The sequence below is a fragment of the Brevibacterium sp. GP-SGM9 genome (assembly GCF_047300845.1).
In the GTDB taxonomy this organism is placed as follows: Bacteria; Actinomycetota; Actinomycetes; order Actinomycetales; family Brevibacteriaceae; genus Brevibacterium.
Window position 1 is genome coordinate 1,245,759 of record NZ_CP178563.1, and the last position, 20,108, is coordinate 1,265,866.

20 protein-coding genes are annotated in these 20,108 nt (G+C 67.6%); 9 read left to right on the forward strand and 11 right to left on the reverse strand.

Translation table 11 applies throughout. The features are described from left to right. The first annotated feature begins 5 nt into the window (after positions 1–5). The 3 genes from ACH82I_RS05715 to ACH82I_RS05725 all read left to right on the forward strand — a co-directional run bounded on the left by ACH82I_RS05715 (position 6) and on the right by ACH82I_RS05725 (position 2,919). The gene (locus tag ACH82I_RS05715) at positions 6–1,370 is read left to right on the forward strand and encodes an isochorismate synthase MenF (RefSeq protein WP_230746929.1); all 1,365 of its coding nucleotides are present in this window, start codon (positions 6–8) and stop codon (positions 1,368–1,370) included. 82 nt (positions 1,371–1,452) lie between these two features. Beyond that, positions 1,453–1,890 carry a hypothetical protein gene (locus ACH82I_RS05720; protein WP_413336095.1) on the forward strand — a complete coding sequence of 146 codons (438 nt, stop codon included), beginning with the start codon at positions 1,453–1,455 and terminating at the stop codon, positions 1,888–1,890. Positions 1,891–1,974: 84 nt separating this feature from the next. After that, positions 1,975–2,919, forward strand: coding sequence for an HNH endonuclease (locus ACH82I_RS05725; RefSeq protein WP_413336097.1), 945 nt, complete (start codon positions 1,975–1,977; stop codon positions 2,917–2,919). A 46-nt stretch (positions 2,920–2,965) separates the two neighbouring features. On the opposite strand, the gene ACH82I_RS05730 is transcribed toward ACH82I_RS05725, so the two are convergent. Beyond that, a complete protein-coding gene (locus ACH82I_RS05730) occupies positions 2,966–4,687 on the reverse strand; it encodes a thiamine pyrophosphate-binding protein (RefSeq protein ID WP_413336099.1) in 1,722 nt (573 codons plus the stop codon). Positions 4,688–4,746: 59 nt separating this feature from the next. On the opposite strand from ACH82I_RS05730, the gene ACH82I_RS05735 reads away from it, so the two are divergent. Together ACH82I_RS05735 and ACH82I_RS05740 are read left to right on the forward strand one after the other, a co-directional pair. Further along, the gene (locus tag ACH82I_RS05735; RefSeq protein WP_413336101.1) at positions 4,747–6,297 is read left to right on the forward strand and encodes an alpha/beta hydrolase; all 1,551 of its coding nucleotides are present in this window, start codon (positions 4,747–4,749) and stop codon (positions 6,295–6,297) included. Positions 6,298–6,312: 15 nt separating this feature from the next. Further along, positions 6,313–7,023, forward strand: a complete 711-nt coding sequence (locus tag ACH82I_RS05740; protein ID WP_230746945.1) for a hypothetical protein — start codon at positions 6,313–6,315, stop codon at positions 7,021–7,023. Position 7,024: 1 nt separating this feature from the next. Here the strand turns inward: ACH82I_RS05740 and ACH82I_RS05745 are convergent, their stop codons facing one another. Next, positions 7,025–8,128 (reverse strand): o-succinylbenzoate synthase, encoded by a 1,104-nt coding sequence (locus ACH82I_RS05745; RefSeq protein ID WP_413336103.1) that lies wholly within the window; start codon positions 8,126–8,128, stop codon positions 7,025–7,027. Positions 8,129–8,203: 75 nt separating this feature from the next. Between ACH82I_RS05745 and ACH82I_RS05750 the strand changes: the two genes are divergently transcribed. Genes ACH82I_RS05750 through ACH82I_RS05760 form a run of 3 tightly spaced genes read left to right on the forward strand, consistent with a single transcriptional unit; the run spans position 8,204 to position 11,377 of the window. Further along, entirely contained in the window at positions 8,204–9,130 is a 927-nt protein-coding gene (locus tag ACH82I_RS05750) for a 1,4-dihydroxy-2-naphthoyl-CoA synthase (protein ID WP_413336739.1), read from the forward strand. 17 nt (positions 9,131–9,147) lie between these two features. After that, positions 9,148–10,392: an AMP-binding protein gene (locus ACH82I_RS05755; RefSeq protein ID WP_413336104.1), complete on the forward strand. Its 1,245-nt coding sequence runs from the start codon at positions 9,148–9,150 to the stop codon at positions 10,390–10,392. Between the two features lie 52 nt (positions 10,393–10,444). Then, positions 10,445–11,377 carry a 1,4-dihydroxy-2-naphthoate polyprenyltransferase gene (locus ACH82I_RS05760; protein WP_413336106.1) on the forward strand — a complete coding sequence of 311 codons (933 nt, stop codon included), beginning with the start codon at positions 10,445–10,447 and terminating at the stop codon, positions 11,375–11,377. Here ACH82I_RS05760 and ACH82I_RS05765 read toward each other — a convergent pair. Beyond that, positions 11,374–11,646, reverse strand: coding sequence for a DUF4229 domain-containing protein (locus ACH82I_RS05765; RefSeq protein ID WP_230746952.1), 273 nt, complete (start codon positions 11,644–11,646; stop codon positions 11,374–11,376). The genes ACH82I_RS05760 and ACH82I_RS05765 overlap by 4 nt on opposite strands. Positions 11,647–11,730: 84 nt before the next feature. Between ACH82I_RS05765 and ACH82I_RS05770 the strand changes: the two genes are divergently transcribed. Then, complete coding sequence (locus tag ACH82I_RS05770; RefSeq protein ID WP_230746954.1) at positions 11,731–12,171, forward strand: PLD nuclease N-terminal domain-containing protein; 441 nt, start codon at positions 11,731–11,733, stop codon at positions 12,169–12,171. A 226-nt stretch (positions 12,172–12,397) separates the two neighbouring features. On the opposite strand, the gene ccsB is transcribed toward ACH82I_RS05770, so the two are convergent. From ccsB to hemB, 8 genes are all read right to left on the reverse strand, one after another. Continuing rightward, positions 12,398–13,417: a c-type cytochrome biogenesis protein CcsB gene (gene ccsB, locus ACH82I_RS05775; protein WP_230746956.1), complete on the reverse strand. Its 1,020-nt coding sequence runs from the start codon at positions 13,415–13,417 to the stop codon at positions 12,398–12,400. Between the two features lie 138 nt (positions 13,418–13,555). Then, positions 13,556–15,256 (reverse strand): cytochrome c biogenesis protein ResB, encoded by a 1,701-nt coding sequence (locus ACH82I_RS05780; RefSeq protein ID WP_413336109.1) that lies wholly within the window; start codon positions 15,254–15,256, stop codon positions 13,556–13,558. Further along, entirely contained in the window at positions 15,256–16,020 is a 765-nt protein-coding gene (locus tag ACH82I_RS05785) for a cytochrome c biogenesis CcdA family protein (protein ID WP_413336111.1), read from the reverse strand. The genes ACH82I_RS05780 and ACH82I_RS05785 overlap by 1 nt, the downstream gene beginning before the upstream one ends. Next, complete coding sequence (locus ACH82I_RS05790) at positions 16,017–16,613, reverse strand: TlpA family protein disulfide reductase (RefSeq protein ID WP_413336113.1); 597 nt, start codon at positions 16,611–16,613, stop codon at positions 16,017–16,019. The genes ACH82I_RS05785 and ACH82I_RS05790 overlap by 4 nt, the downstream gene beginning before the upstream one ends. Then, positions 16,610–17,251, reverse strand: coding sequence for a histidine phosphatase family protein (locus ACH82I_RS05795; protein WP_413336115.1), 642 nt, complete (start codon positions 17,249–17,251; stop codon positions 16,610–16,612). The genes ACH82I_RS05790 and ACH82I_RS05795 overlap by 4 nt, the downstream gene beginning before the upstream one ends. Beyond that, the gene (gene hemL, locus ACH82I_RS05800; RefSeq protein WP_230746963.1) at positions 17,248–18,585 is read right to left on the reverse strand and encodes a glutamate-1-semialdehyde 2,1-aminomutase; all 1,338 of its coding nucleotides are present in this window, start codon (positions 18,583–18,585) and stop codon (positions 17,248–17,250) included. Before hemL ends, ACH82I_RS05795 begins: the two co-directional genes overlap by 4 nt. Positions 18,586–18,632: 47 nt before the next feature. After that, positions 18,633–19,118 (reverse strand): MarR family winged helix-turn-helix transcriptional regulator, encoded by a 486-nt coding sequence (locus tag ACH82I_RS05805; protein ID WP_413336117.1) that lies wholly within the window; start codon positions 19,116–19,118, stop codon positions 18,633–18,635. Next, complete coding sequence (gene hemB / locus ACH82I_RS05810) at positions 19,115–20,107, reverse strand: porphobilinogen synthase (RefSeq protein WP_413336119.1); 993 nt, start codon at positions 20,105–20,107, stop codon at positions 19,115–19,117. Before hemB ends, ACH82I_RS05805 begins: the two co-directional genes overlap by 4 nt. Position 20,108 lies beyond the last annotated feature (1 nt).

Here is a 20,108-nt window from a genome sequence, read left to right on the forward strand (position 1 = left end):
ACGTCATGACTACGACCTTCACCGCCTCCGCCATCACCTCCGCCCCACAGCGCCTGCACGTGCGCTCCCGCTTCGTCGACGACGTCGATCCGGGGCCCGGCTTCCCCTTCGAATCCGGACTGCCGACCACGGTCGAACAGACGCTGGAGCTGCTGCCCACCTCGGCGTTCTCCTGCTGGGTCCGCGACACCTCCGGGCTGATCGGGTTCGGGCGGACCCTGCGGATCCGCGCCCGAGGCCCCGAACGCTTCGCCGAGCTCTCCGCGGCCTGGAAGGCGCTCACGGCGGCCGCCTCGGTCGAGGACGAGGTCGAACTCCTCGGCTCGGGACTGATGTGCTTCGCCACTGTCGCCTATTCCGGGGAGTCCGAGGTCGATTCGATCATCCACGTCCCCGAATTCGTGCTCGGTCGCCGCGGCGGTCGCGTGTGGCTGACCTCGATCGCCGCCGAAGGCACGGTCCCCACTCCCCCGGTCCTCCACGCCGAACCCCTGCGCCGGGTCACCTCGGCGAGGTCCTCGGACGGGGACCTTCCCGCCGCGGACTGGGCGGAACTCGTCGCCCGAGTCTCGGACATGCTCACCCCAGTCGCCGATTCCGCCGAGGTGGACGCCTTCGCCGAGGATCCGACACTGCGCAAGATCGTCCTCGCCCGCGACGAGGTGGTCACCACCGAGGATGACATCGACGTGCGCTCGGTGCTCGGGGCGCTCAACCGCAGCTACCCGAGCTGCTGGACCTTCGATGTCGCCGGCCTCATCGGGTCGACTCCGGAGCTGCTCATCGGCGTCGACGACAGGCGGGTGTCCTCACGGGTGCTTGCGGGCACGTACCGGGTCGAGTCGGACCCGAGTGCGGAGATGCCGGCGGCGCGGAAGCTGCTGAGCGCCCACAAGGACTCCACCGAGCACGCCTTCGCGATCGCGTCCCTGCAGCGCAGCCTCGGCTCCGTGGCCGAGGACGTCTCCGTCGACGAACGCCCGCACCTGCTGCCCTTGGCCAATGTCATCCACTCCGCCTCCGACGCGCAGGCGCAGCTGCCCCAGGGCTCGGAGCTCACCGCCCTCGATGTTGCCGCGGCGGTGCATCCGACGGCGGCGGTCGGCGGGTATCCGCAGGCCAGTGCCGTGGTCCATGTCGATGAGCTCGAACCGCTCGATCGCGGCCGCTACTCGGGTCCGGTCGGCTGGATGGACGGGCGCGGCAACGGTCAGTTCGGCATCGCCCTGCGGTGCGGGCAGCTCGAGGAGCGCAATCGGATCCGACTGTTCGCCGGGGCCGGCATCATGCCCGATTCGGACCCCGACGCCGAGGTGGCCGAGACCGAGGCGAAGTTCGCTCCGATGCGCCGGGCGCTGGGGTTGGGGTAGGTCGCGGCTTGGGTTGACACGCTGTCAGGGTTGGCGAGTGCGACGTCAGTGCCGTGTCAGTGCCGACTCATAGTGTTGATCCATGGACGCACACAGCGCAGACGGATCCGAAGACGGGTTCGTGGATCCGGAGCCCTGGCTCGCGGATCCCGAGGTCTTCACTGAAATCGATCGGTGGTGTGCAAGCCTGCGCACGCTCGGACCGTCGCAGTCTGCCAAGGACTCGCAGCTGAGGATCCACACACTCGAACGTCTCGCCTCCACCATTGCCGCAGTGCAGTCCCGCGAGGCCGTCTCACTGCACAATTTCCGCAGGCGCGAGGACCTCGCCAACGGTCTGCCCAAGAAACAGCGCGGCGTCTATGCCGGGGACGAGATCGCCCTGGCCAAGCGCGTCTCACCGGCCACCGGACGGAAGTTCCTCAGCAGGTCGCGCACTCTCTGCCAGGACCTGCCGAAGACCTACGCCGCCTTGAGCGAGGGAGCGATTCCCGAGAGCCGTGCGCAGATCGTCGCCTAAGGGACCGCGAAGCTGAGTCGCCGCGAGAGGAAGATCGTCGACAAGGAGCTGGAGGGTCGACTCACCTGGACGGGCAACAGACGCGTGGCTCGTGAAGTGCGCGGGCTCGTCCAAGAGATCACTGCCGATACTGCCGCCGACCGTGCCGCCGCGGCTGCCGAACAGCGTCACGTGTCCCTGCGCTGCCTCGACGACGGGATGGCGCGGATCAATGCCGTCCTGCCGATGGTTCAGGCCGTTGCCGTCTTCGACGGTCTGCGGGAGGCCGCACTCAGCCGGGCCGCGACGGCGAGTCGGGGCGCTGACGATGCCGGCGAGGGTGGCGATGGTGGCGCCCCCTCCGCCGCCGGCGATCTCGCCGGAATCCGACGGACCGAGAGGCAGCTGATGGCCGATGTGCTTGTCGAACAGCTCACCGGTCAATCGAGAGCCGGCGACGTACCCACACAGGTCCACATCGTGATGGAGGCCGAGAGCCTCTTCGCCGACGGCAGAGTCCCCGCCTGGCTGCCCGAGCACGGCCCGCTGCCGGCGCGGACGGCACGGGAATTCCTCACGGCGAACGAAGCCGACACCTACCTCCGGCGCGTCTTCACCGCACCCGAATCCGGGAAATTGGTTTCGATGGACCAACGTCGACGCAATTTCAGGGGACTTCTGCGTCGCATGCTCATCTTCCGCGACGACGTCTGCCGCACCCCATGGTGCGATGCCCCGATCAAGCACGCCGACCATGTCAGGCCGGCGGCCGAGGGCGGCCAAACCGAATGGTCGAATGCCTCAGGCCTGTGCGCCTCGTGCAACTTCGCCAAGGAGCACGCGGGATGGCGGCACGAGGCCACGGCCGAGGGCCTGACGGTGATCACTCCCACCGGCACCTACACCGCCGAGGACGCACCGCTCGTGACGAAGCTGCGCCGATCGGCCGATGGGTCAGCAGTTGGGCAGAACCCGGTCACGCACAGCACCGAGGAGAACAGTGCCGTCGAGAAGCTCTTCGCCGAGCGGATCCTGCGGGATACGGGCTGACCGCCCACGGGGCGCAAGCGCCTCGCTCGGTCGCCGCCGCCCTCGATCACTCGCCGATGGCGACCTCGATGATCCGGCGCACCGGACCGCCGTCTTTCGGTCTCTCGATCTCTTTCATGACGGCATCGGCGTCATCGGCCTTTGCGTAGTCCCAGCCGAAGGCGGCGGCGAGCGCATCGAATCGGCGCCCGTGCGGCACGGTGAAATAGCGTTCGAGGTACTGCTCGACGTGGCCTTGGGAGTGTTCGAGGCCGGAGAAGATCGCACCGCCGTCATCGTTGAGGATGACGATGGTGACGTCTCCGACCTCTTCGCTGCTCGGGGTGAGCAGCCCCCCGACGTCGTGGAGCATCGCCACGTCGCCGATGAGGAGGACGACATGGTCGCCGAGTCCGAGCGAGAGTCCCGTCGCCGTCGACACCAGTCCGTCGATGCCGGCGAGACCACGCGAGGCGTGGATGTGCGCGCGAACCTCGGTGACCTTGCTGAGGTAGCGGACCGAGTTCGAACTCGCGACGAACAGGGTGATCGGCGAAGCGGCGAGACGTTCGGTGATGGCGCGGGCACGCGAGGCAGGTTCTGTCGATCGCGCGACGAGCTCCTGCCCCGCCTCGGTCCACTTCCGGCACCACTGGGCTCGATCAGGACGTGCAGGTGCTCCGTCGATTGCGTCCGCGCCTGCGCTCGAGGGCGCTTCCGTCTTCACCTCGAGCCTGAGGGCATCGACGTCATCGGGCAGGCGCTGGATCTGCACCCCCTCGTCGGCCAACAGCGCGGCAACGGGACGAGTCAGGGTCGGTTTGCCGTGGACGATGACGGTGTCGACGGCCGCGCGCAGCTCGGCTCGCTGGCTGAGCACCTCGGCATGGGCGGGCACGAACGTCCGCGAGCCTCTCGTGTCGAAGCTCAGGGGGCTCGAGGGCTCGGCAAGCACCGGCAGGCTGTGCGCTTCCGCGAGCTGCCGCAGAGAATCGGCCGGGTGACCGCCCGCGTCACCGCCGGCGATGACGGTGGCCTCGGTGATGCGCAAGCGGTGAGTGGGCGCCGGCTCTGCACCAGTGTCCGGCTCGCCGCCGGACTCGTGCCGCAAGCCCTCGATTTCGCACTTCCAGGCACCCAGCTCCTCTTCGCTGGGCACCAATGGCACGTCGAACTGCACATTGAACTGGACCGGACCGGATGCTCTCTGGCCGACTCCGCCGATCTCGCCCACGGCCCGGCCGACCGCCTCGGCGAGCCAGGTTTCAACGTCGCCCACTTTGCCGTATTTGCCGCCACCGAGGGAATCACTGCCGCCGAGGGCAGGCACGTCGAAGCGAGCCCGCACATCGCTGAGCACCCGCGACTGGTCGTCTATCGTCTGATTCGCCTCGGTCCCCCGTAGCCTGGCGGGGCGATCGGCGGTGATCGCAATGAGAGGCAGGCGCCCGTACGAGGCCTCGAGGATCGCCGGATGGAGGTTCGCCACGGCCGAACCCGAGGTCGTGATGATGGCGACGGCTCCCGACGCATTCGACCCCGACTCAGAGGCAGCGCCCGCTTCGCGACCCCGAGCCGCGCGCAGCCCGCGCGCCAGACCCAGCGCCAGGAACCCGGCATCGCGCTCATCGATGCGCACATGCGTGCGGATCAGCCCCGCCTCGGCGAGTGGAGCGAGCGCATAGATCAAGGGCGCCGACCGGGAACCGGGCGCAATGACGACGTCCGTGACCGAAGAGGCGACCAGGGCCCGGGCAATCTGCTGCGCCACTGCGCTCGAATTCGACATCACCTGATATTCAACCACTAACCCACCTGCGGTTCACATTGGCCGACTACGCTCGACCCATGCGCCGATCGATCCTCATTGCGGTTGGAGCGCGTGCCATCCGTTCGCTGACCGCCGCCCGCTCCCACCGCGGACGCTTCCCCACCCTCGACCAGAACAGCTCATTCCTCGGCCCCGAACCCCGGGGCAAGGATGCCCGCAAGTGGCATATCCGAGACAAGCGCAAGCTCTCACCCCGCTTGCGGGAGTTCTTCATCTACTCCCCCGCCCTCGGCCGCACCGTCGGTGTCAGGGTGCTCCTGCCCGGCATCCCTGCCGAGGTCAGCCCCGTCATCCACCTCTACCATGGGGGCGGCGACGACTTCCGGTCATGGACCGACTTCGGTGCCGCGGAGGAGCTCACCCTCAACTCCCCCTATCTCATCGTCATGCCCGACGGCGGCGCCGGAACCTATTCGCGGTTGGCCGTCGGCAGCGAGGTCCATGACTGGCCGCGCTTCCACAACGTCGAGATCCCCGACTTCCTGCGCAAGACCTATTCCGTCGACTTCGCACCGGAGAGCCAGCTGCTGGCCGGCCTGTCGATGGGCGGCTATGGGGCGATGAAGTATGCGGCCTGGCATCCCGACCGCTACAGCGGTGCCGCGGCGTTCTCCTCTCCGCTCGATCCGCTCTCCGCCGTCCCGGCCTTCGACATCATCGCCATGCGCGAGGGCGCGAAGTCGATGACGATCTTCGGCGACCCCACCTCCGACCGCAGCGAATGGATCGCCAACTCGCCCTACGGTCTCGCCGAGAACCTCCGCGGGCTCGACCTGTGGTTCAGCGCCGGCTCGGGCAGCCTCGAAGAGTCGAAGGACCGGGACCTGCTCGAGTCGATGATCAACAGTCATGGCGAGCGCTTCTCCGCGCGCCTCAACGCCTTGGGCATCCGCCACTCCTGGTTCCCGCGCACCAGCGGGCTGCACAACTGGACGAGTTGGGAGCGTGAGCTCGGCGCATGGCTGAAGACGCTCGAGCGCCGTCGCGACTATGGAGATTCGAACCGTCGGACTCGACCGCGCCGAGAGGTCGCCGACGGTGGGGAGTTCTCCTTCCTCACCGGGCACGCTCTCTTCGACATCCACGGGTGGCGGGTCGAGATCTCACGCCGCCGGGCACAGATCGTGCGCTTCGGCGAGGTCAGCGCGGCCGGCTTCTCGCTCAGCGGCACCGGCAGCTTCCGGGTTCGCACGCCCGGCCTCTACACCCCGAACGGACGCTACGACATCTCGGTCTCGGGTCCGACTGGGGACAACGCCTACCAGCAGCGCGCGGACAAGAAGGGACGTCTGACCTTCACCGGACGGCTGGCCGCGGCCATGCACGACCCGATCATCCCGGGAAAGCGCACCCAGCACTTCACCACGCTGGGACAGGAGGAGATCATCACCGTGCGGATCGCCTCGGCGCCGGAGGACTCGACCACGATCGTCTCGCGCGACTCGCAGGCCGACTCGCAGGCCGATGTGTCGGATCCGGCACACGTCGACGACGAAACCGGTCAGAGCTCCGCATATGGTTATACCGGTCGCACTTCCGCGGCCGCGCAATCTCCTTCGGAACGCTGACTCGAGAGGTCAACCATGAAACGCATACTCCCAGCCATCGCTCTCATCGCCGGACTGTCCCTGGCAGGCTGCACCGGAGGCGGTGAGGGACAGACTCAGGACGAGGGCGGCAACGATCCTTCGCAGGCGGCAGCGGCCGAGGAGTCACAGGTGACTCAGCTCGACGAGGCGAAGCTCAAGGAGATCCTCGAGTCCACCGATGCCGACGGGCAGACCTTCAAGTCCATCGACACCGGCTCTTCCTCGGGAAGCGAAGCACTCAAAGCCATGGAGAACGCCGAATTCGAACCGGCCGAATGCAAAGACCTGACCATGGCCGCGCTCAACGCCTCGCAGGCCAGCAAGGGCACCACGGTCGCCGGTGCCTCCTCGGACAGCACGCTCTCGGTCGGTCTGAGCAGCTTCGCCGACGAAGGTGCCGCCGAATCGCAGCTGCAGAACTCGAGCAAGGTCACCGAAGAATGCAACGATGTCACCATCAAGACCCAGGGCATTGAGATGACGATGAAGTTCGAGCCCTTCGACGCCAGCGTCGCCGGCGCCGACGAAACCGTCGGAGTCAAGGCCACGATCGATGCCGGTGGTCAGACGGTGCTGAATACGAGCTCGATCAACGCCCGCGTCGGAAACAACATCGTCGCCGCCGCCAACATCGCCGACATCGACGAGGCGACGGTCGGCAAGACCGCCGAGACCTTCGTCGAAGCCGTCCAGAACGCGGGCTGAGTCAGCGTCTCAGCGTGACGGCCTCTCGGCTGCGCAGATAGGCCCAGCACTGCCGCACTCGGTCGGCCCACCACTCGAATCGTCCCGGATCCACCGCCAGCTCCTGCAGGCGGTCAGGGTCCGGGACGATTCGCGTCACGGGTATCTCTCCGTCGACCGGTCGCATCCCCGCGTCATCGGCGACGACATCTGCGCCGAAGAGCCGCACCGTGCCCAGCCCGCAGGCCGGGCTCGCCCCGAGGATCTCCCGACTGCGTGCGGTGTGAGGAAGCTGGGCGGCCAGCTCGGCCCCGGCGGCCAGACCGACCGAGGACTCGAGCGCGGAGGAGACTACTGCCGGCAGGCCGCATGCCTCGATGATGGACCGCGCGGCCGCCACTCCGCCGAGGGGCTGGACCTTGACGATGATCACCTCGGCAGCACCGAGTTCAGCCACGCGCATCGGATCCTCGGCCTTCCGGATCGACTCGTCGGCGGCGAGCACGATCGGCAGACCGCGCGCATCGAGGTCCTCACGCAGTCGCGCCAGCTCCTCGACAGCGGCGACCGGCTGTTCGAAGTATTGGAGGCCGAGGCCCGCGAACTCATTGCAGGCACGCAGAGCATCGGTGCGGGAGTATCCGGCGTTCGCATCGAGGCGCAGCGTCGTGTCAGGAAACAGCCGGCGGAATTCCTGCAGCCTCTCGCGATCCGCAGGCAGGGAGTCGATCCCGTGCTCGGCGACCTTCGCCTTGACGGTGCCGACCCGGCCATAGCGGGCGAGGATCGGCTCGACTTCGCCGGGAGCACAGGCCGGCAGAGTCGCATTGACGGCGACGGACCGCACAGGAGCGTTTGGCGCGGCAGGACTCAGGGGCGCACTGGCGCCGAGGCCTGCGAACTCGAGGGCCGCCCGCAGCCACCGCGAGGCCTCGGCGGTGCCGTATTCGAGGAACGGAGAGAACTCCGCCCATCCGGCAGGACCTTCGAACACGACGATCTCCCGCTCGGTGATCCCGCGGAAACGCGTGACCATCGGCAGCCGCAGCACATGCATCCGGTCGACGAGGTCACCCACCGAGTCGAGACCTGCGGAACCGTGCACCCCGCTCTCACTGGCAATCATGCGGCCAGCCTATCGCCTGGGCCGCAGCGCCCGGACCCCGACGCCGCCTCACCCCACCGCCGCACAGGCGATAGGCTGGGGACCATGACGGTTTCTGACATCTTCGACCCTTCCCAATGGCGCGAAGTCTCCGGCTTCGACTTCACCGACATCACCTACCACCGCGCCGTCAACCCCGACGGAAGCGACCTCGGCTGCGTGCGCATCGCCTTCGACCGCCCCGAGGTCCGCAACGCCTTCCGCCCGCACACGGTCGACGAACTCTATCGGGCCCTCGACCACGCTCGGCAGACCTCGGACGTCGGTGCGGTCCTGCTGACCGGCAACGGACCGAGCCCGAAGGACGGCGGCTGGGCCTTCTGCTCCGGCGGCGACCAGCGCATCCGCGGACGCTCCGGCTACCAGTACGCCGAGGGAGAGACCCGCGAAACGGTCGACCCCGCCCGGGCCGGACGCCTGCACATCCTCGAGGTCCAGCGCCTCATCCGCACCATGCCCAAGATCGTCATCGCCGTCGTCCCCGGCTGGGCCGCCGGCGGCGGGCACAGCCTCCACGTCGTGTGCGATATGACCATCGCCTCGGCCCAGCATGCGAAGTTCAAGCAGACCGACGCCGATGTCGGCTCCTACGACGCCGGCTACGGCTCCGCCTACCTCGCGAAGCTCGTCGGGCAGAAGAAGGCCCGCGAGATCTTCTTCCTCGGCCGGACCTATTCGGCCCAGGACATGGCCGAGATGGGGGCTGTCAACGAGGTCGTCGACCACGCCGAACTCGAGACCGCGGCGCTGACCATGGCCCGTGAGATCCTCGGCAAGTCCCCGAACGCGCAGCGGATGCTCAAGTTCGCGTTCAACCTCGTCGACGACGGACTCATGGGCCAGCAGGTCTTCGCCGGTGAGGCCACCCGTCTGGGTTACATGACCGACGAAGCCGTCGAGGGCCGAGACGCCTTCCTCGAGAAGCGCGACCCCGACTGGGTCCCCTACCCCTGGTACTACTGAGCGCGCCGAGGCGAACCGTGGACTCCCCCGCCATGCAGGCCACCGAGCTGACCCCGTCCGAGCTTCCCGAGGCCATCGACCGGGCCCTGAACGGTGATTCGATCCTCGTCCTGCCCCGCACTCGGGACGGTGCCATCGCCGAGGTGGAGCCGGGTTCCTGGGCAGGTTCCGGTCCGGCTCCGGCCCTCATCCTCTTCACCTCCGGATCGACGGGCGCAGCCAAGGGCGTGGCCCTGTCCGCCGAGGCCCTGACCACCTCGGCGTGGGCAACCGAGCGATTCCTCGCCGGTCCCGGCGTGTGGCACCTGTGTCTGCCGGTCAACCACATCGCGGGCTTCCAGGTGGAGCTGCGGGCCCGGCTGGCCGGACGCGCACCGGTGCGGACCACCTCGGCGAGGTTCACCGGCGATTCCTTCGCCGCCGAAATCGAGGACCTCCTCACCGGCGCCGGGGAGCGTCCCGCCTACACCTCCCTTGTGCCCACTCAGCTGCACCGCGTGCTCGAGAACGAGCAGGCCAGCGCCGCGGCCGCCCGCTGTGAGGCGATCCTGCTCGGCGGCTCATCGATCTCACCGGCGCTGCTCGACCGGGCGGACGAGCGCGGACTGTCCATCGTGCGCACCTACGGGATGAGCGAAACCGCGGGCGGCTGCGTCTATGACGGCATCCCCTTCGACGGGGTCGCCGTCACCATCTCCGAGGCGGGCACGATCGACCTGCACGGCGATGTCGTCGCCGAGACCTACGTCGACATCGGCGACGACGGCACCATCACCGCGCTGCCCAGCACGACGCTGACGCGCGACGGACAGGGCAGGAGGATGATCGGCACGAGCGATCTCGGACGCCTCGATGCCGGTGTGCTCACGGTCCTCGGCCGTGCCGATGACATCATCATCTCCGGGGGTGAGAACGTCTCGCCGCATGCCCTCGAGACCGGGCTGCTGCCGAGCTGGCAGAAGCACGGCATCGCCGAGGTGCTCGTGACCTGGGTGCCCGACGAGGAGTGGGGGAAGCGGATCGTCGGCCTCGTCCGACTCGGCGACGACGTCGACTCCGCGGTGGAGGAGACGCTCGATTCCCCACGTGGGCTCGCCCGTCTCCTCACCGGCCTCGACCACGGAATGGGCGGCCTGCTGCCCACCGAGGTCTTCGTCGTCGAGCAGATCCCCAACCGCTCGATCGGCAAACCCGACCGACGAGCCGCGGCAGATCTGGCGCTGCGTCTCGAGGGGCCGGACGCCGAATACCCTATGAAGTGAACTATCGGTAATATGAGACGGTTCCGACATTCGTGAGGAAGGTATCCCACCCATGGCAACTGCCGCGCAGTGGATCTCCGGTGCACGCTTACGGACCCTGCCACTGGCAGTCGCCCCCGTTCTCATCGGAACCGGAGCCGCGATCGGCTCGCTCGGCGGCTTCACCGCATTCATCATCGATGACTTCAGCGACAATGCCTCACACCTGTCGCTGCCGCAGATCCTGTTCCGCGCAGTGCTGGCGCTGATCGTCTCCCTCTGCCTGCAGATCGGCTCGAACTTCGCCAACGACTACTCCGACGGTGTCCGCGGCACCGATGACGTCCGCGTCGGCCCCGTCCGACTGACCGCAACGGGACTGGCGGAACCGGCCGCGGTCAAACGTGCGGCCTTCGGCTTCTTCGGCCTCGCCGGAGTCGTCGGGGTCGCTCTCGTGCTCATCGCCCAGGCCTGGTGGTTCCTCTTCGTCGGGGCTGCAGCCGTGGCCGCCGCCTGGTTCTACACGGGCGGTAAGCGCCCCTACGGGTACATGGGGCTCGGCGAGGTCTTCGTGTTCATCTTCTTCGGCCTCGTCGCCACTCTGGGCACGATGTGGATGCAGGTCGGCGAGCTCACCCTCAGCGGCTGGGCCGGTGCCGTGGCCATCGGATCGTTGGCCTCGGCGGTGCTCATGGTCAACAACCTCCGCGACATCCCCACCGATCTCGACGCGGGCAAGATCACCATGGCGGTGCGTCTCGGGGACAATCGGGCGCGCATCGCCTACGCCGTGCTCGTGCTGCTGCCCTTCGCCCTGCTGGCTCTGGCCATCCTCGACGGACATCCTACGGTGGCGCTGGCGATCCTCGCGCTCGTGCTCGCCTTGAACCCGCTGAAGACGGTGCTGCGGGGCAGGACGGGCCCCGGTCTGATCCCGCCGATCAAGTCCACGGGCCTGACTGCCCTGTGCTTCGCGGGACTGATGGGGCTCGGACTGGCGCTTTAGCGGTCTTCGTTCTCGTCGACGATGTGGTCCTCGACGGATTCGTCGACGCCCTTCTTCTTGGGCCGGTTCGCCCGCTTCGCCACGCGTTCTTCGATCTCCTCGGCGACCTTGGTGCGCATCCTGCCGAGGAACAGGTAGCTGAGCAGGGCCCCGATGAGAATGGCCGCCACGGCCATGACGAGGTTGAACCCGAGGAAGGGCTGCAGCACCAATCCGACGGCGACGATGATGCCCAGGCGGGCGAGCGTATAGATCCAGAAGTTTCGCATTGGCACCATTTTAGTCCGTTCTCGTGACCGTTTCGTCACCGCCCGCCTGAGTGGGTGTTCAGGTTCGTGGACTATCCTTGGATCATGGCACGACTACTCATTGCCGCGATCGTCCTGGCGGCAGCGGTGACACTGTACGGACTCTTCGATTGCCTGTTGCGCGATCGGGGTCTGGTCCGAGTCCTGCCCAAACCCGTGTGGGCGATCATCATCCTCGTCCTCCCCGTCCTCGGGTTCGTCCTGTGGTACATCTTCGGACGCGGTTCGGAGGACAAGCCCTCCCAGGCGCCGCGCCGCCGCGGACCGACCGCTCCTGACGACGATGAGGACTACCTGCGCAAGGTCGATCGCGACGTCAAACTCGGCAAGCACGCCCCCGAGCCGCCCAAGTCCGAGGACACGAAGCCCTCATCCCCTGAGCCGCCGGTCACGGACGCCGACGACGCCTCGGGCGATACCGGTGAGCGTGACTCCAACACCGACGAGCACGGCTCGAAGGGCGAGGGCCGCGGCCACTCGAACTGAGCGCAGTCCCGCTCGAACCGACACTTCCGAGACGCTTCGGAGACAGTTCCGAACAGAAACAAGCCCGGATCGGCAATCAGCCGATCCGGGCTTGTTGCATCTCTTCACGCCAGTCCCTCGCGCAATGGCCTGCCGCCGAGCAGAGGCAGAGTCCCGACCAGGCGGGTGAGCGTGGATGAGAGTGGCATCCTCCGCCGAAGGGCCGGTCGGCCCTACGGCCGTCGGCTCAGTCGAGGCCTGAGTACGAGTGCAGTCCGTTGAAGTAGACGTTGACGACGGTGAAGTTGAAGATCACCGCGGCGATGCCGATGAGGTTGAGCACCGCCACCTTCGTCGGACCCCAGCCGCGCGTCGCACGGGCATGGAGGTAGGCGGCGTAGATGACCCAGACGACGAAGGTCCAGATCTCCTTCGAATCCCAACCCCAGTAGCGGCTCCAGGCCACCTCGGCCCAGATGGCGCCGGCGATGAGGGTGAAGGTCCAGGTGATGAAGCCGACCGCGGCGATCGTGTAGGAGATCCGCTCGAGGTCGACGCTCGATGGCAGACGGTGCATGAACCGCAGCCACTTCGGGTCCTTCGTCTCATGCACGCTTTTCAGGATCTGGAACACCGCGAGGATCGCTGAGATGTAGAGCAGCGCGGTGGAGAGGATCGCGATCGGCACGTGGATGGCGATCCAGTACGAATCGAGGGCGGGGATGAGCTTGGCCGCCGGGGTGTAGAAGACCGTGATCGCCAGTCCCAGGCACAGGAGCACTCCCCCGGAGACGAAGGTGCCGAGGTAGCGGACGTCCTTCTTGATGTTGACGGTGAGGTAGACGAGCACGGTGATCGCGGTGGCGGTGAGCACATACTCCATCATGTTGCCCCACGGCACCCGCATCACGGACAGGGCGCGAGTGATCACCGCGGCGGCGTGGAGGAGGAACGCAAGCACGAGCAGGGAGGTGCCGATCCGGGCTCCCCGGCGACGTTTGGCCCGGCTCGTGGAGCTCGATGTGCTCGGGGCCGCCTCGTCGTCCTCGGTCTCCGGCGGATCGAGGACGGCCGTGGTGGCGGTCTTCCGATTCGTCCGGCGCACCGTCGAGACCTTGGCGGTCGCGGCCACCTTGTCCTGTGTGGTCTTGAGCTCTCGGCCGCCGAAGAGGTCGAAGGCAAAGAAGATCATGGCGACCGCATAGACGATCATCGCCGAGATGATCAGCTGGTTCGACCACATTGCGAGGTCAGTGTTGACGTCCATTCATCCTCCGCACCACGGGTGCTCTTCCATTGCGTCGTTCGGTTGCTGCATTCTCGGTCTGCCGCGTCGGCGGTCGCCGTGTCGCGATGGCCGACAACCGCACTCCGCGGCAATTCTACTCCGCGTAGTGGTGATAGCTCATCTTTTGCTCCGGCCGCGGGAATCGGTCGGGCTCTTCGGGGCGTCTCGGCCCTCCGCGTCATCCGGGTCGTCATCGTCATCGCGGAGGTCCGCGGCCAGGTCCGTGGCCGCACGTTCGACCATCGGATCCTCACCGCGGGCCAGTGCCGCCACCTCGACGGCGCCGTCCTTGATCCGCACCCACATGCGCCGCCGCGGAATGAACAGGGAGAGTCCGAGTCCGAGGAGGACGAAGATCGCACTGGCGAGCATGAGACCCTGCGTGGGGTCCTGGGAGATGTCGACGGCGATGTACTTCTTGACCCCGTCGAAGGTCACGGAACCGCCGTTGGGCAGCTTCTGCGTGTCGCCCTCGGACAGTTGGATGAGCAGCGGATTGCCCGAGGCGTCGGTCATCTCCGTCATGTTCTCCGCGTCGAGGGAGTACACGGACTGCGGGGTGCCGTTGTCGAGGCCGAGGTCGCCGGTGTACCCGCTCATCACGAGGTAGGGGTTGCGCAGCTCGGCGAAGCTCGAAACCAGCTCGCCGTCCTCGTTCTGCGTGGCCGTGGGCAGGAAGACTCCCACGAAGCCCATCTGCGTGCCGGCGGCATCGGGGACCTTGATGACGCCCTCCGAGGTGTAGCCCGGGTCTCCGCCGTCGGGGATGAACACCTGCGGACCGGACTGGACGATATCGCCCTTGGCATCGCGGACCGTGATCTCCGGGGCGTAGCCGTTGCCGGTCAGGTACACCCCGGTGCTGCCGACGCGGACGGGTTCGTTGACGCGCAGGACATGCGATTCGGACTTCCCGTCGGCGGTCGCGGTGACCTTCGCATCGAACGTCCGCGGCTGACCGAACTGATTGCCCGCCGCGCGGTCGTCGAAGGTCGAGGTGAAGCTGTCGAGCTTGAGCCGGAAGTCGGGCAGATTGTCGGCATCGTAGTAGGAGCCCGGCTCGAAGGAATCGTAGGCGACGAGCGAGTTCGTGAAGGTGTCGCCCTCGACGAGGATGCGCTGGCCCTGGTAGCCGAACAGAGACCCGATCGCCATCGTCAGCGTGGCCACGAGCAGGGCGATGTGGAAGACGAGGTTGCCGGTCTCACGCAGGTACCCGCGTTCGGCGGCGATGTGGTCGGAATGACGCGAAGTGCGGTAGCCGAGCTTCTTCAGCCGCGCCTGCGCGGTGTCGAGGAAGGCTTCGTCGGCCGCGGCCCGGTCCCCGGACCCGTCCTCATTCCTCGCCGAGGTGAACGCCACGTATCCGGGCATCCGCCCCAACCGCCTCGGCGCCTTGGGCGGGGCCGAGCGCATCGCCTTCCAATGCTGGGCGGAGCGCGGGATGACACAGCCGATGAGCGAGATCATCAGCAGCAGGTAGATCGCGGAGAACCAGATCGATGAGTACACATCGAACATCTGGATGGTGTCGAGGAACTCGCCCCAGGCCCCGTTGTTCTCGAGGAAGGTGTTGACTCGGCCCGGGTCCTGGATCCGCTGCGGCAGCAGGGAGCCGGGAATCGCTGCGAGGGCGAGGATGAGCAGGAGGATGAGTGCCACACGCATCGTCGTCAGCTGTCGCCACGCCCACCGGCACATGCCGATGAATCCGAGCTGCGGCTGAGTCACGTTCGCCTTCGCGGCGCCTGACTTCGCCTTCGCGGCCTTCGCGTCGGCGGTCTTCTTCCCGTTCGACGGTTTGGTTCGCTCCGTCACTAGATCACCACTTCGAATCCATAGATCAGTCCCTGCAGGTTCGTCATCCACAGGTTCCAGAGTCCGCTGACCATGACCAGGCCGAGGACGATGAGCAGGATGCCACCGACCCGCACGATCGTGGCCTGGTGCCTGCGCACCCAGGTCAGGCGGCCCGCGCCCTTGTGGATCGCGATGGCCAGGAGGATGAAGGGAATGCCGAGTCCCAGGCAGTAGACGAAAGCCAGCAGCGTCCCGCGCCAGATCGAGCCGTCGCCGCCGAAGCCGACGGACATCGCCAAAACCGCGGACAGGGTCGGTCCCACGCAGGGAGCCCAGCCGAGGGCGAAGGTGGCACCGAGGACGGGGGCGCCCCAGAGTCCGGCCTTGGGTCTGGCCTGGATCCGGTGCTCTCTCTGCAGCAGACCGAAACCGCCCATGAATACGAAGCCGGCGATGATGACGACGGCGCCGAGGATGCGGATGAGCACTCCCTGCCACTGGGAGAACACTGCACCCAGGGCCGAGAATCCGGTGCCCAGGGCCACGTAGACGACGGTGAAGCCGAGGACGAAGAGGGCGATGCCGACGACGACCTTCCACGTCTGCTTGTCCTTGAGCGAGGAGCCGGAGAGTCCGGTGACATAGCCGACGTAGCCGGGGACGAGCGGCAGCACGCAGGGCGAGACGAAGGACACCACACCCGCAAGGGCGGCCGCGCCTGCGGCGAGGAGCAGCGGGCCGGTGAGAACCGTCTGGGCGAAGTCCGCCCCGATCCCACTCACTCGGCCTGCACGTCCTCGATGAGTCCCTTCAGCGTCGAGGCGTCCACCTCGCCGACGACCCGGGCCGCGGCCCGTCCTTCGGCGTCGAGGACCACGGTCGACGGCGTGGCCTGCGGAGGAAGCACGCCCGAGAGCAGGGCGACCATGTCACCGTCGGTGTCGAGCATGTTCGCGTAGGGCACCTGGTAGTTGGAGATGAACGCGTTCGCCGCGGCCTCCTGGTCGCGGACGTTGACGCCGATGAACTGCACCTTGTCACCGAATCCCTCGGCCACGGACTTGAGGTCCGGAGCTTCCTTCCGGCAGGGCGGGCAGGCCGCGTACCAGAGGTTGATGACCACGGGGGTGGGGCGGAGCTCGGCCAGGGACATCGACGTGCCGTCGAGGGTCTCGAACCCGAGTTCCAGCGGCTCACCGCGATCCTTGACCGCGACCTGGGAGACGACTCCGGAACCGGAGACGTAGCCTTGGTCGGATCCGGCCTGATCGGCCAGCTCATCGTTCTCGCTGCAGGCGCTGAGCACCACGGCGGTGCCCGCGATCAGTCCCGTCAGCAGAGCGCGTCGGTTGAGCGGATTGGGTCCTCCACTCATGCTCCTGCCACCGCTTGACCGGGCTGCAGATCTGCACAGATGCTCTCGTAACTCACGGATACAAGTGTGGCCGAATCGAATGTGAAACTCGTGATAGAAGCCAGGTCACACTCCCGTTTCCGCGGGTCGTGGACAAGCGAACGGGACTCCCCCGCCAGGCGCGACATCCAGATCGGCAGCTGGTGGGAGACGATGACGCCCTCGGCCTCAGCCCCGTATCCGGCCAGCTTCGCCCGCAGGCTGGCCATGGCCGCCTGCATGCGCAGCACGATCTGCTTGTACGGCTCACCCCAGGACGGAGTCAGCGGGTTGTACAGGCGCACGAGATTGCGCGGTTCGGCGAGCCTGCGGGGACCCAGCTTCTGCCCCTCAAAGGAGTTCGCGGCCTCGATGACCCGATCGTCGGTGTGCACCGGCAGACCCAGCTTCTCGTGCAGCGGCGCGATCGTCTGCTGGGCACGCAGCAGCGGTGAGGCCACGAGCACGGCGGGACGGGTCGAGGCAGCGGCGAAGTGGTCACCGACCCGGCGGGCCATCTCGTGTCCGCGTTCGGTCAGCCCGAAGTTCGGCAACCGACCGTAGAGGATGCCCTCCGGGTTGTCGACCTCGCCGTGGCGGACCAGGTGGATGACCGTCATGCCGTGGCCTCGTCCGGCACTGCGGCCGCAGCCTTGGCGGCGGCGGGCAGGGCGGCGATGATCCGCTCGAGGATCTCATCGGTGTGGGCGTAGGAGAGGAACCAGGCCTCGAAGGCGCTCGGCGGCATGTGGATGCCGGCGTCGAGCATCGCATTGAAGAACGCCGAGTAGCGTGCGACGTTCTGCGAACGTGCGTCGGTGTAGTCGACGACCTCACGGTCGGTGAAGAAGACCGAGAACATCGAATTCGCCGACTGGATGACGTGGGCGACGCCTTCGGCCTCGAGGCTCGCTGCGACCGCGGGGCGCAGGATGTCCGCGGCACGGGCGATGTGGCTGTAGACGTCGAGTTCGGTCGTGAGCTTCAGCGTCGTCAGACCGGCCGCCGTGGCCACGGGGTTCCCGGACAGGGTTCCCGCCTGGTAGACGGGACCGGAAGGAGCGAGGTGGGCCATGACATCGGCGCGACCGCCGAAGGCCGCCGCGGGGAAGCCGCCGCCCATCACCTTGCCGAAGGTGAACAGGTCGGCCGGACCCTCCGGGTACCCCAGCGACTCCGCTTCGAAGCCGTACCAGCCGGCGGCGGAGACGCGGAACCCGGTCATCACCTCGTCGCTGATCATCAGCGCGCCGTGCGCCTTCGTCAGCTTTCGGATGGTGTTCGTGAAGCCCTCGCGCGGCGGCACGACGCCCATGTTGCCGGGGCTGGCCTCGGTGATCACACAGGCGATGTCCGCTCCGTGTTCGGCGAAGACGGCCTCGAGTCCGGCGGCATCGTTGTAGTCGACGACGATCGTGTCCTGCGCCTGGGCTCCGGTCACACCGGGAGTGTCAGGCAGGGAGAAGGTCGCCAGGCCGGATCCGGCCTGTGCGAGCAGGGAGTCGACGTGTCCGTGGTAGCAGCCGGCGAACTTCACGACCTTGGACCGGCCGGTGTATCCCCTGGCCAGACGGATGGCCGACATCGTCGCCTCGGTGCCCGAGGAGACCAGGCGCACCTGGTCGACGGGGTCGACGCGGGCGACGATCTCCTCGGCGAGTTCGACCTCACCGGTCGAGGGCGTGCCGAAGGAGAAGCCCTTGACGGCGGCCTCCTGGACGGCGGCGAGCACCTCGGGGCGGGAGTGGCCCATGATCATCGGCCCCCAGGAGCCGATGAGGTCGATGTAGTCGTTGCCGTCGGCATCGCGCAGCCAGGCCCCAGTCGCCGAGGTGATGAAGCGCGGGGTGCCGCCGACGGCCTTGAAGGCCCTCACCGGGGAGTTCACTCCGCCGGGGATGACGTGTTCGGCCCGGGTGAACAGGGCCGCCGAGTTCGCTGTCTGTGCTGTCATGGGTTCTCCTGATTGTCTCGCCGGGGTCACGGTCGGGCTGGACGGGGTCAGTCGCAGGGGTGGCTCGGGTCGGCGTCGATATCGCGCATGTGCGCGGTGACCTTGGTGAAGATCCGCCCCAGAACGGCCATCTCCTCGGGATCGAGCAGATCGACGAGGTGCTCGCGGACTCCGGTGACGTGGGTCGGGGCGGCCGCGGTGAGCAGCTCCCATCCGGCCTCGGTCATCCGGCAGTTCACGCCGCGTCCGTCCTCGGGGATCGCGAAGCGCTCCAGCAGGCACTTCTTCTCCATCCGGGCCACACTGTGGGTCAGCCGCGACCGCGACATCGTCGTGTCGCTGGCCAGCAGCGCCATCCGCATCGTCCGGTCCTCGTGTTCGCTCAGCCGCACAAGGATCTCGTACTCGGGCATGCCGATGCCGTGCTCCTCGCGGATCTCCTTGTCCAGCTGCGCGGTGAGCAGCTGGTGTCCGGTGAGGAAGCTCCTCCAGGACTTCTGGTCGACGGTGCTCAGCCAGCGGGTCTCGCTCATGGCTTCGGTCCCTTCAGGCCCTGGGCGACCTCGGTCGCCCAGTAGGTCAGAATCGCGTCGGCGCCGGCACGTTTGAAGGCGATGAGGGATTCCTCGATCGCCCGTTCGCGGTCGATGGCACCGGCGGCGGCCGCGAATTCGATCATCGCGTACTCCCCCGACACCTGGTAGGTCCAGACCGGCACGAGCGACTCGCGGGCGACCTCGGCGAGGACATCGAGGTAGGGCAGTCCGGGCTTGACCATGACCACATCGGCGCCTTCGGCGAGGTCGAGGCTGAGTTCGCGCATCGCCTCGCGTCCATTCGCAGGATCCTGCTGGTAGGTCTTGCGGTCGCCCTGGAGTTCGGAGTCCACGGCCTCCCGGAAGGGACCGTAGAAGGCCGAGGCGTATTTCGCGGTGTAGCCCATGATCACGGTGTCGGAGAATCCGGCCTCGTCGAGGGCTTCGCGGCAGACCGCGACCTGGCCGTCCATCATCCCCGAGAGACCGAGGACCTGGGCACCGGCGCGAGCTTGGGTCACGGCCATCGCGGCGTAGCGGGACAGGGTGGCGTCGTTGTCGACACCGCCGGCGGAGTCGAGGACTCCGCAGTGTCCGTGGGAGGTGAATTCGTCGAGGCAGAGGTCGGCCATGACCACGGTGTCCTCGCCGAGGTGCTCGGCCAGAAGGCCCAGAGCGCGGTTGAGGATGCCATCGGGGGCATCGGCCTGGGATCCGATCTCGTCCTTGTGCTCGGGGATGCCGAAGAGCATGAGGCCCCCGACCCCGGCGTCCACGGCCTCACGGGCGGCCTCGAGCAGACTCTCCAGCGTGTGCTGCATGACGCCGGGCATCGCGCCCAGCGGCACGGGCTCGCTCAGTCCCTCTTTGACGAACATCGGCAGGATCAGCTCGGCGGGGTGCAGCCGGACCTCGGAGACGAGGCGGCGCAGGGCCGGGGTGGTGCGCAGGCGGCGGGGGCGGACGGTTCCGGGTACCAGGGACATC

Bases quoted from the DNA above. Each gene is read 5' to 3' on its own strand.
- ACH82I_RS05795 (WP_413336115.1), bottom strand. From the start codon at position 17,251: ATGACGGTCATCCACCTGGTCCGCCACGGCGAGGTCGACAACCCGGAG.
- ACH82I_RS05720 (WP_413336095.1), top strand. From the start codon at position 1,453: ATGGACGCACACAGCGCAGACGGATCCGAAGACGGGTTCGTGGATCCG.
- hemL (WP_230746963.1), bottom strand. From the start codon at position 18,585: ATGACAGCACAGACAGCGAACTCGGCGGCCCTGTTCACCCGGGCCGAA.
- hemB (WP_413336119.1), bottom strand. From the start codon at position 20,107: ATGTCCCTGGTACCCGGAACCGTCCGCCCCCGCCGCCTGCGCACCACC.
- ACH82I_RS05790 (WP_413336113.1), bottom strand. From the start codon at position 16,613: ATGAGTGGAGGACCCAATCCGCTCAACCGACGCGCTCTGCTGACGGGA.
- ACH82I_RS05805 (WP_413336117.1), bottom strand. From the start codon at position 19,118: ATGAGCGAGACCCGCTGGCTGAGCACCGTCGACCAGAAGTCCTGGAGG.
- ACH82I_RS05740 (WP_230746945.1), top strand. From the start codon at position 6,313: ATGAAACGCATACTCCCAGCCATCGCTCTCATCGCCGGACTGTCCCTG.
- ACH82I_RS05730 (WP_413336099.1), bottom strand. From the start codon at position 4,687: ATGTCGAATTCGAGCGCAGTGGCGCAGCAGATTGCCCGGGCCCTGGTC.
- ACH82I_RS05715 (WP_230746929.1), top strand. From the start codon at position 6: ATGACTACGACCTTCACCGCCTCCGCCATCACCTCCGCCCCACAGCGC.
- ACH82I_RS05760 (WP_413336106.1), top strand. From the start codon at position 10,445: ATGGCAACTGCCGCGCAGTGGATCTCCGGTGCACGCTTACGGACCCTG.
- ACH82I_RS05765 (WP_230746952.1), bottom strand. From the start codon at position 11,646: ATGCGAAACTTCTGGATCTATACGCTCGCCCGCCTGGGCATCATCGTC.
- ACH82I_RS05770 (WP_230746954.1), top strand. From the start codon at position 11,731: ATGGCACGACTACTCATTGCCGCGATCGTCCTGGCGGCAGCGGTGACA.
- ccsB (WP_230746956.1), bottom strand. From the start codon at position 13,417: ATGGACGTCAACACTGACCTCGCAATGTGGTCGAACCAGCTGATCATC.
- ACH82I_RS05745 (WP_413336103.1), bottom strand. From the start codon at position 8,128: ATGATTGCCAGTGAGAGCGGGGTGCACGGTTCCGCAGGTCTCGACTCG.
- ACH82I_RS05735 (WP_413336101.1), top strand. From the start codon at position 4,747: ATGCGCCGATCGATCCTCATTGCGGTTGGAGCGCGTGCCATCCGTTCG.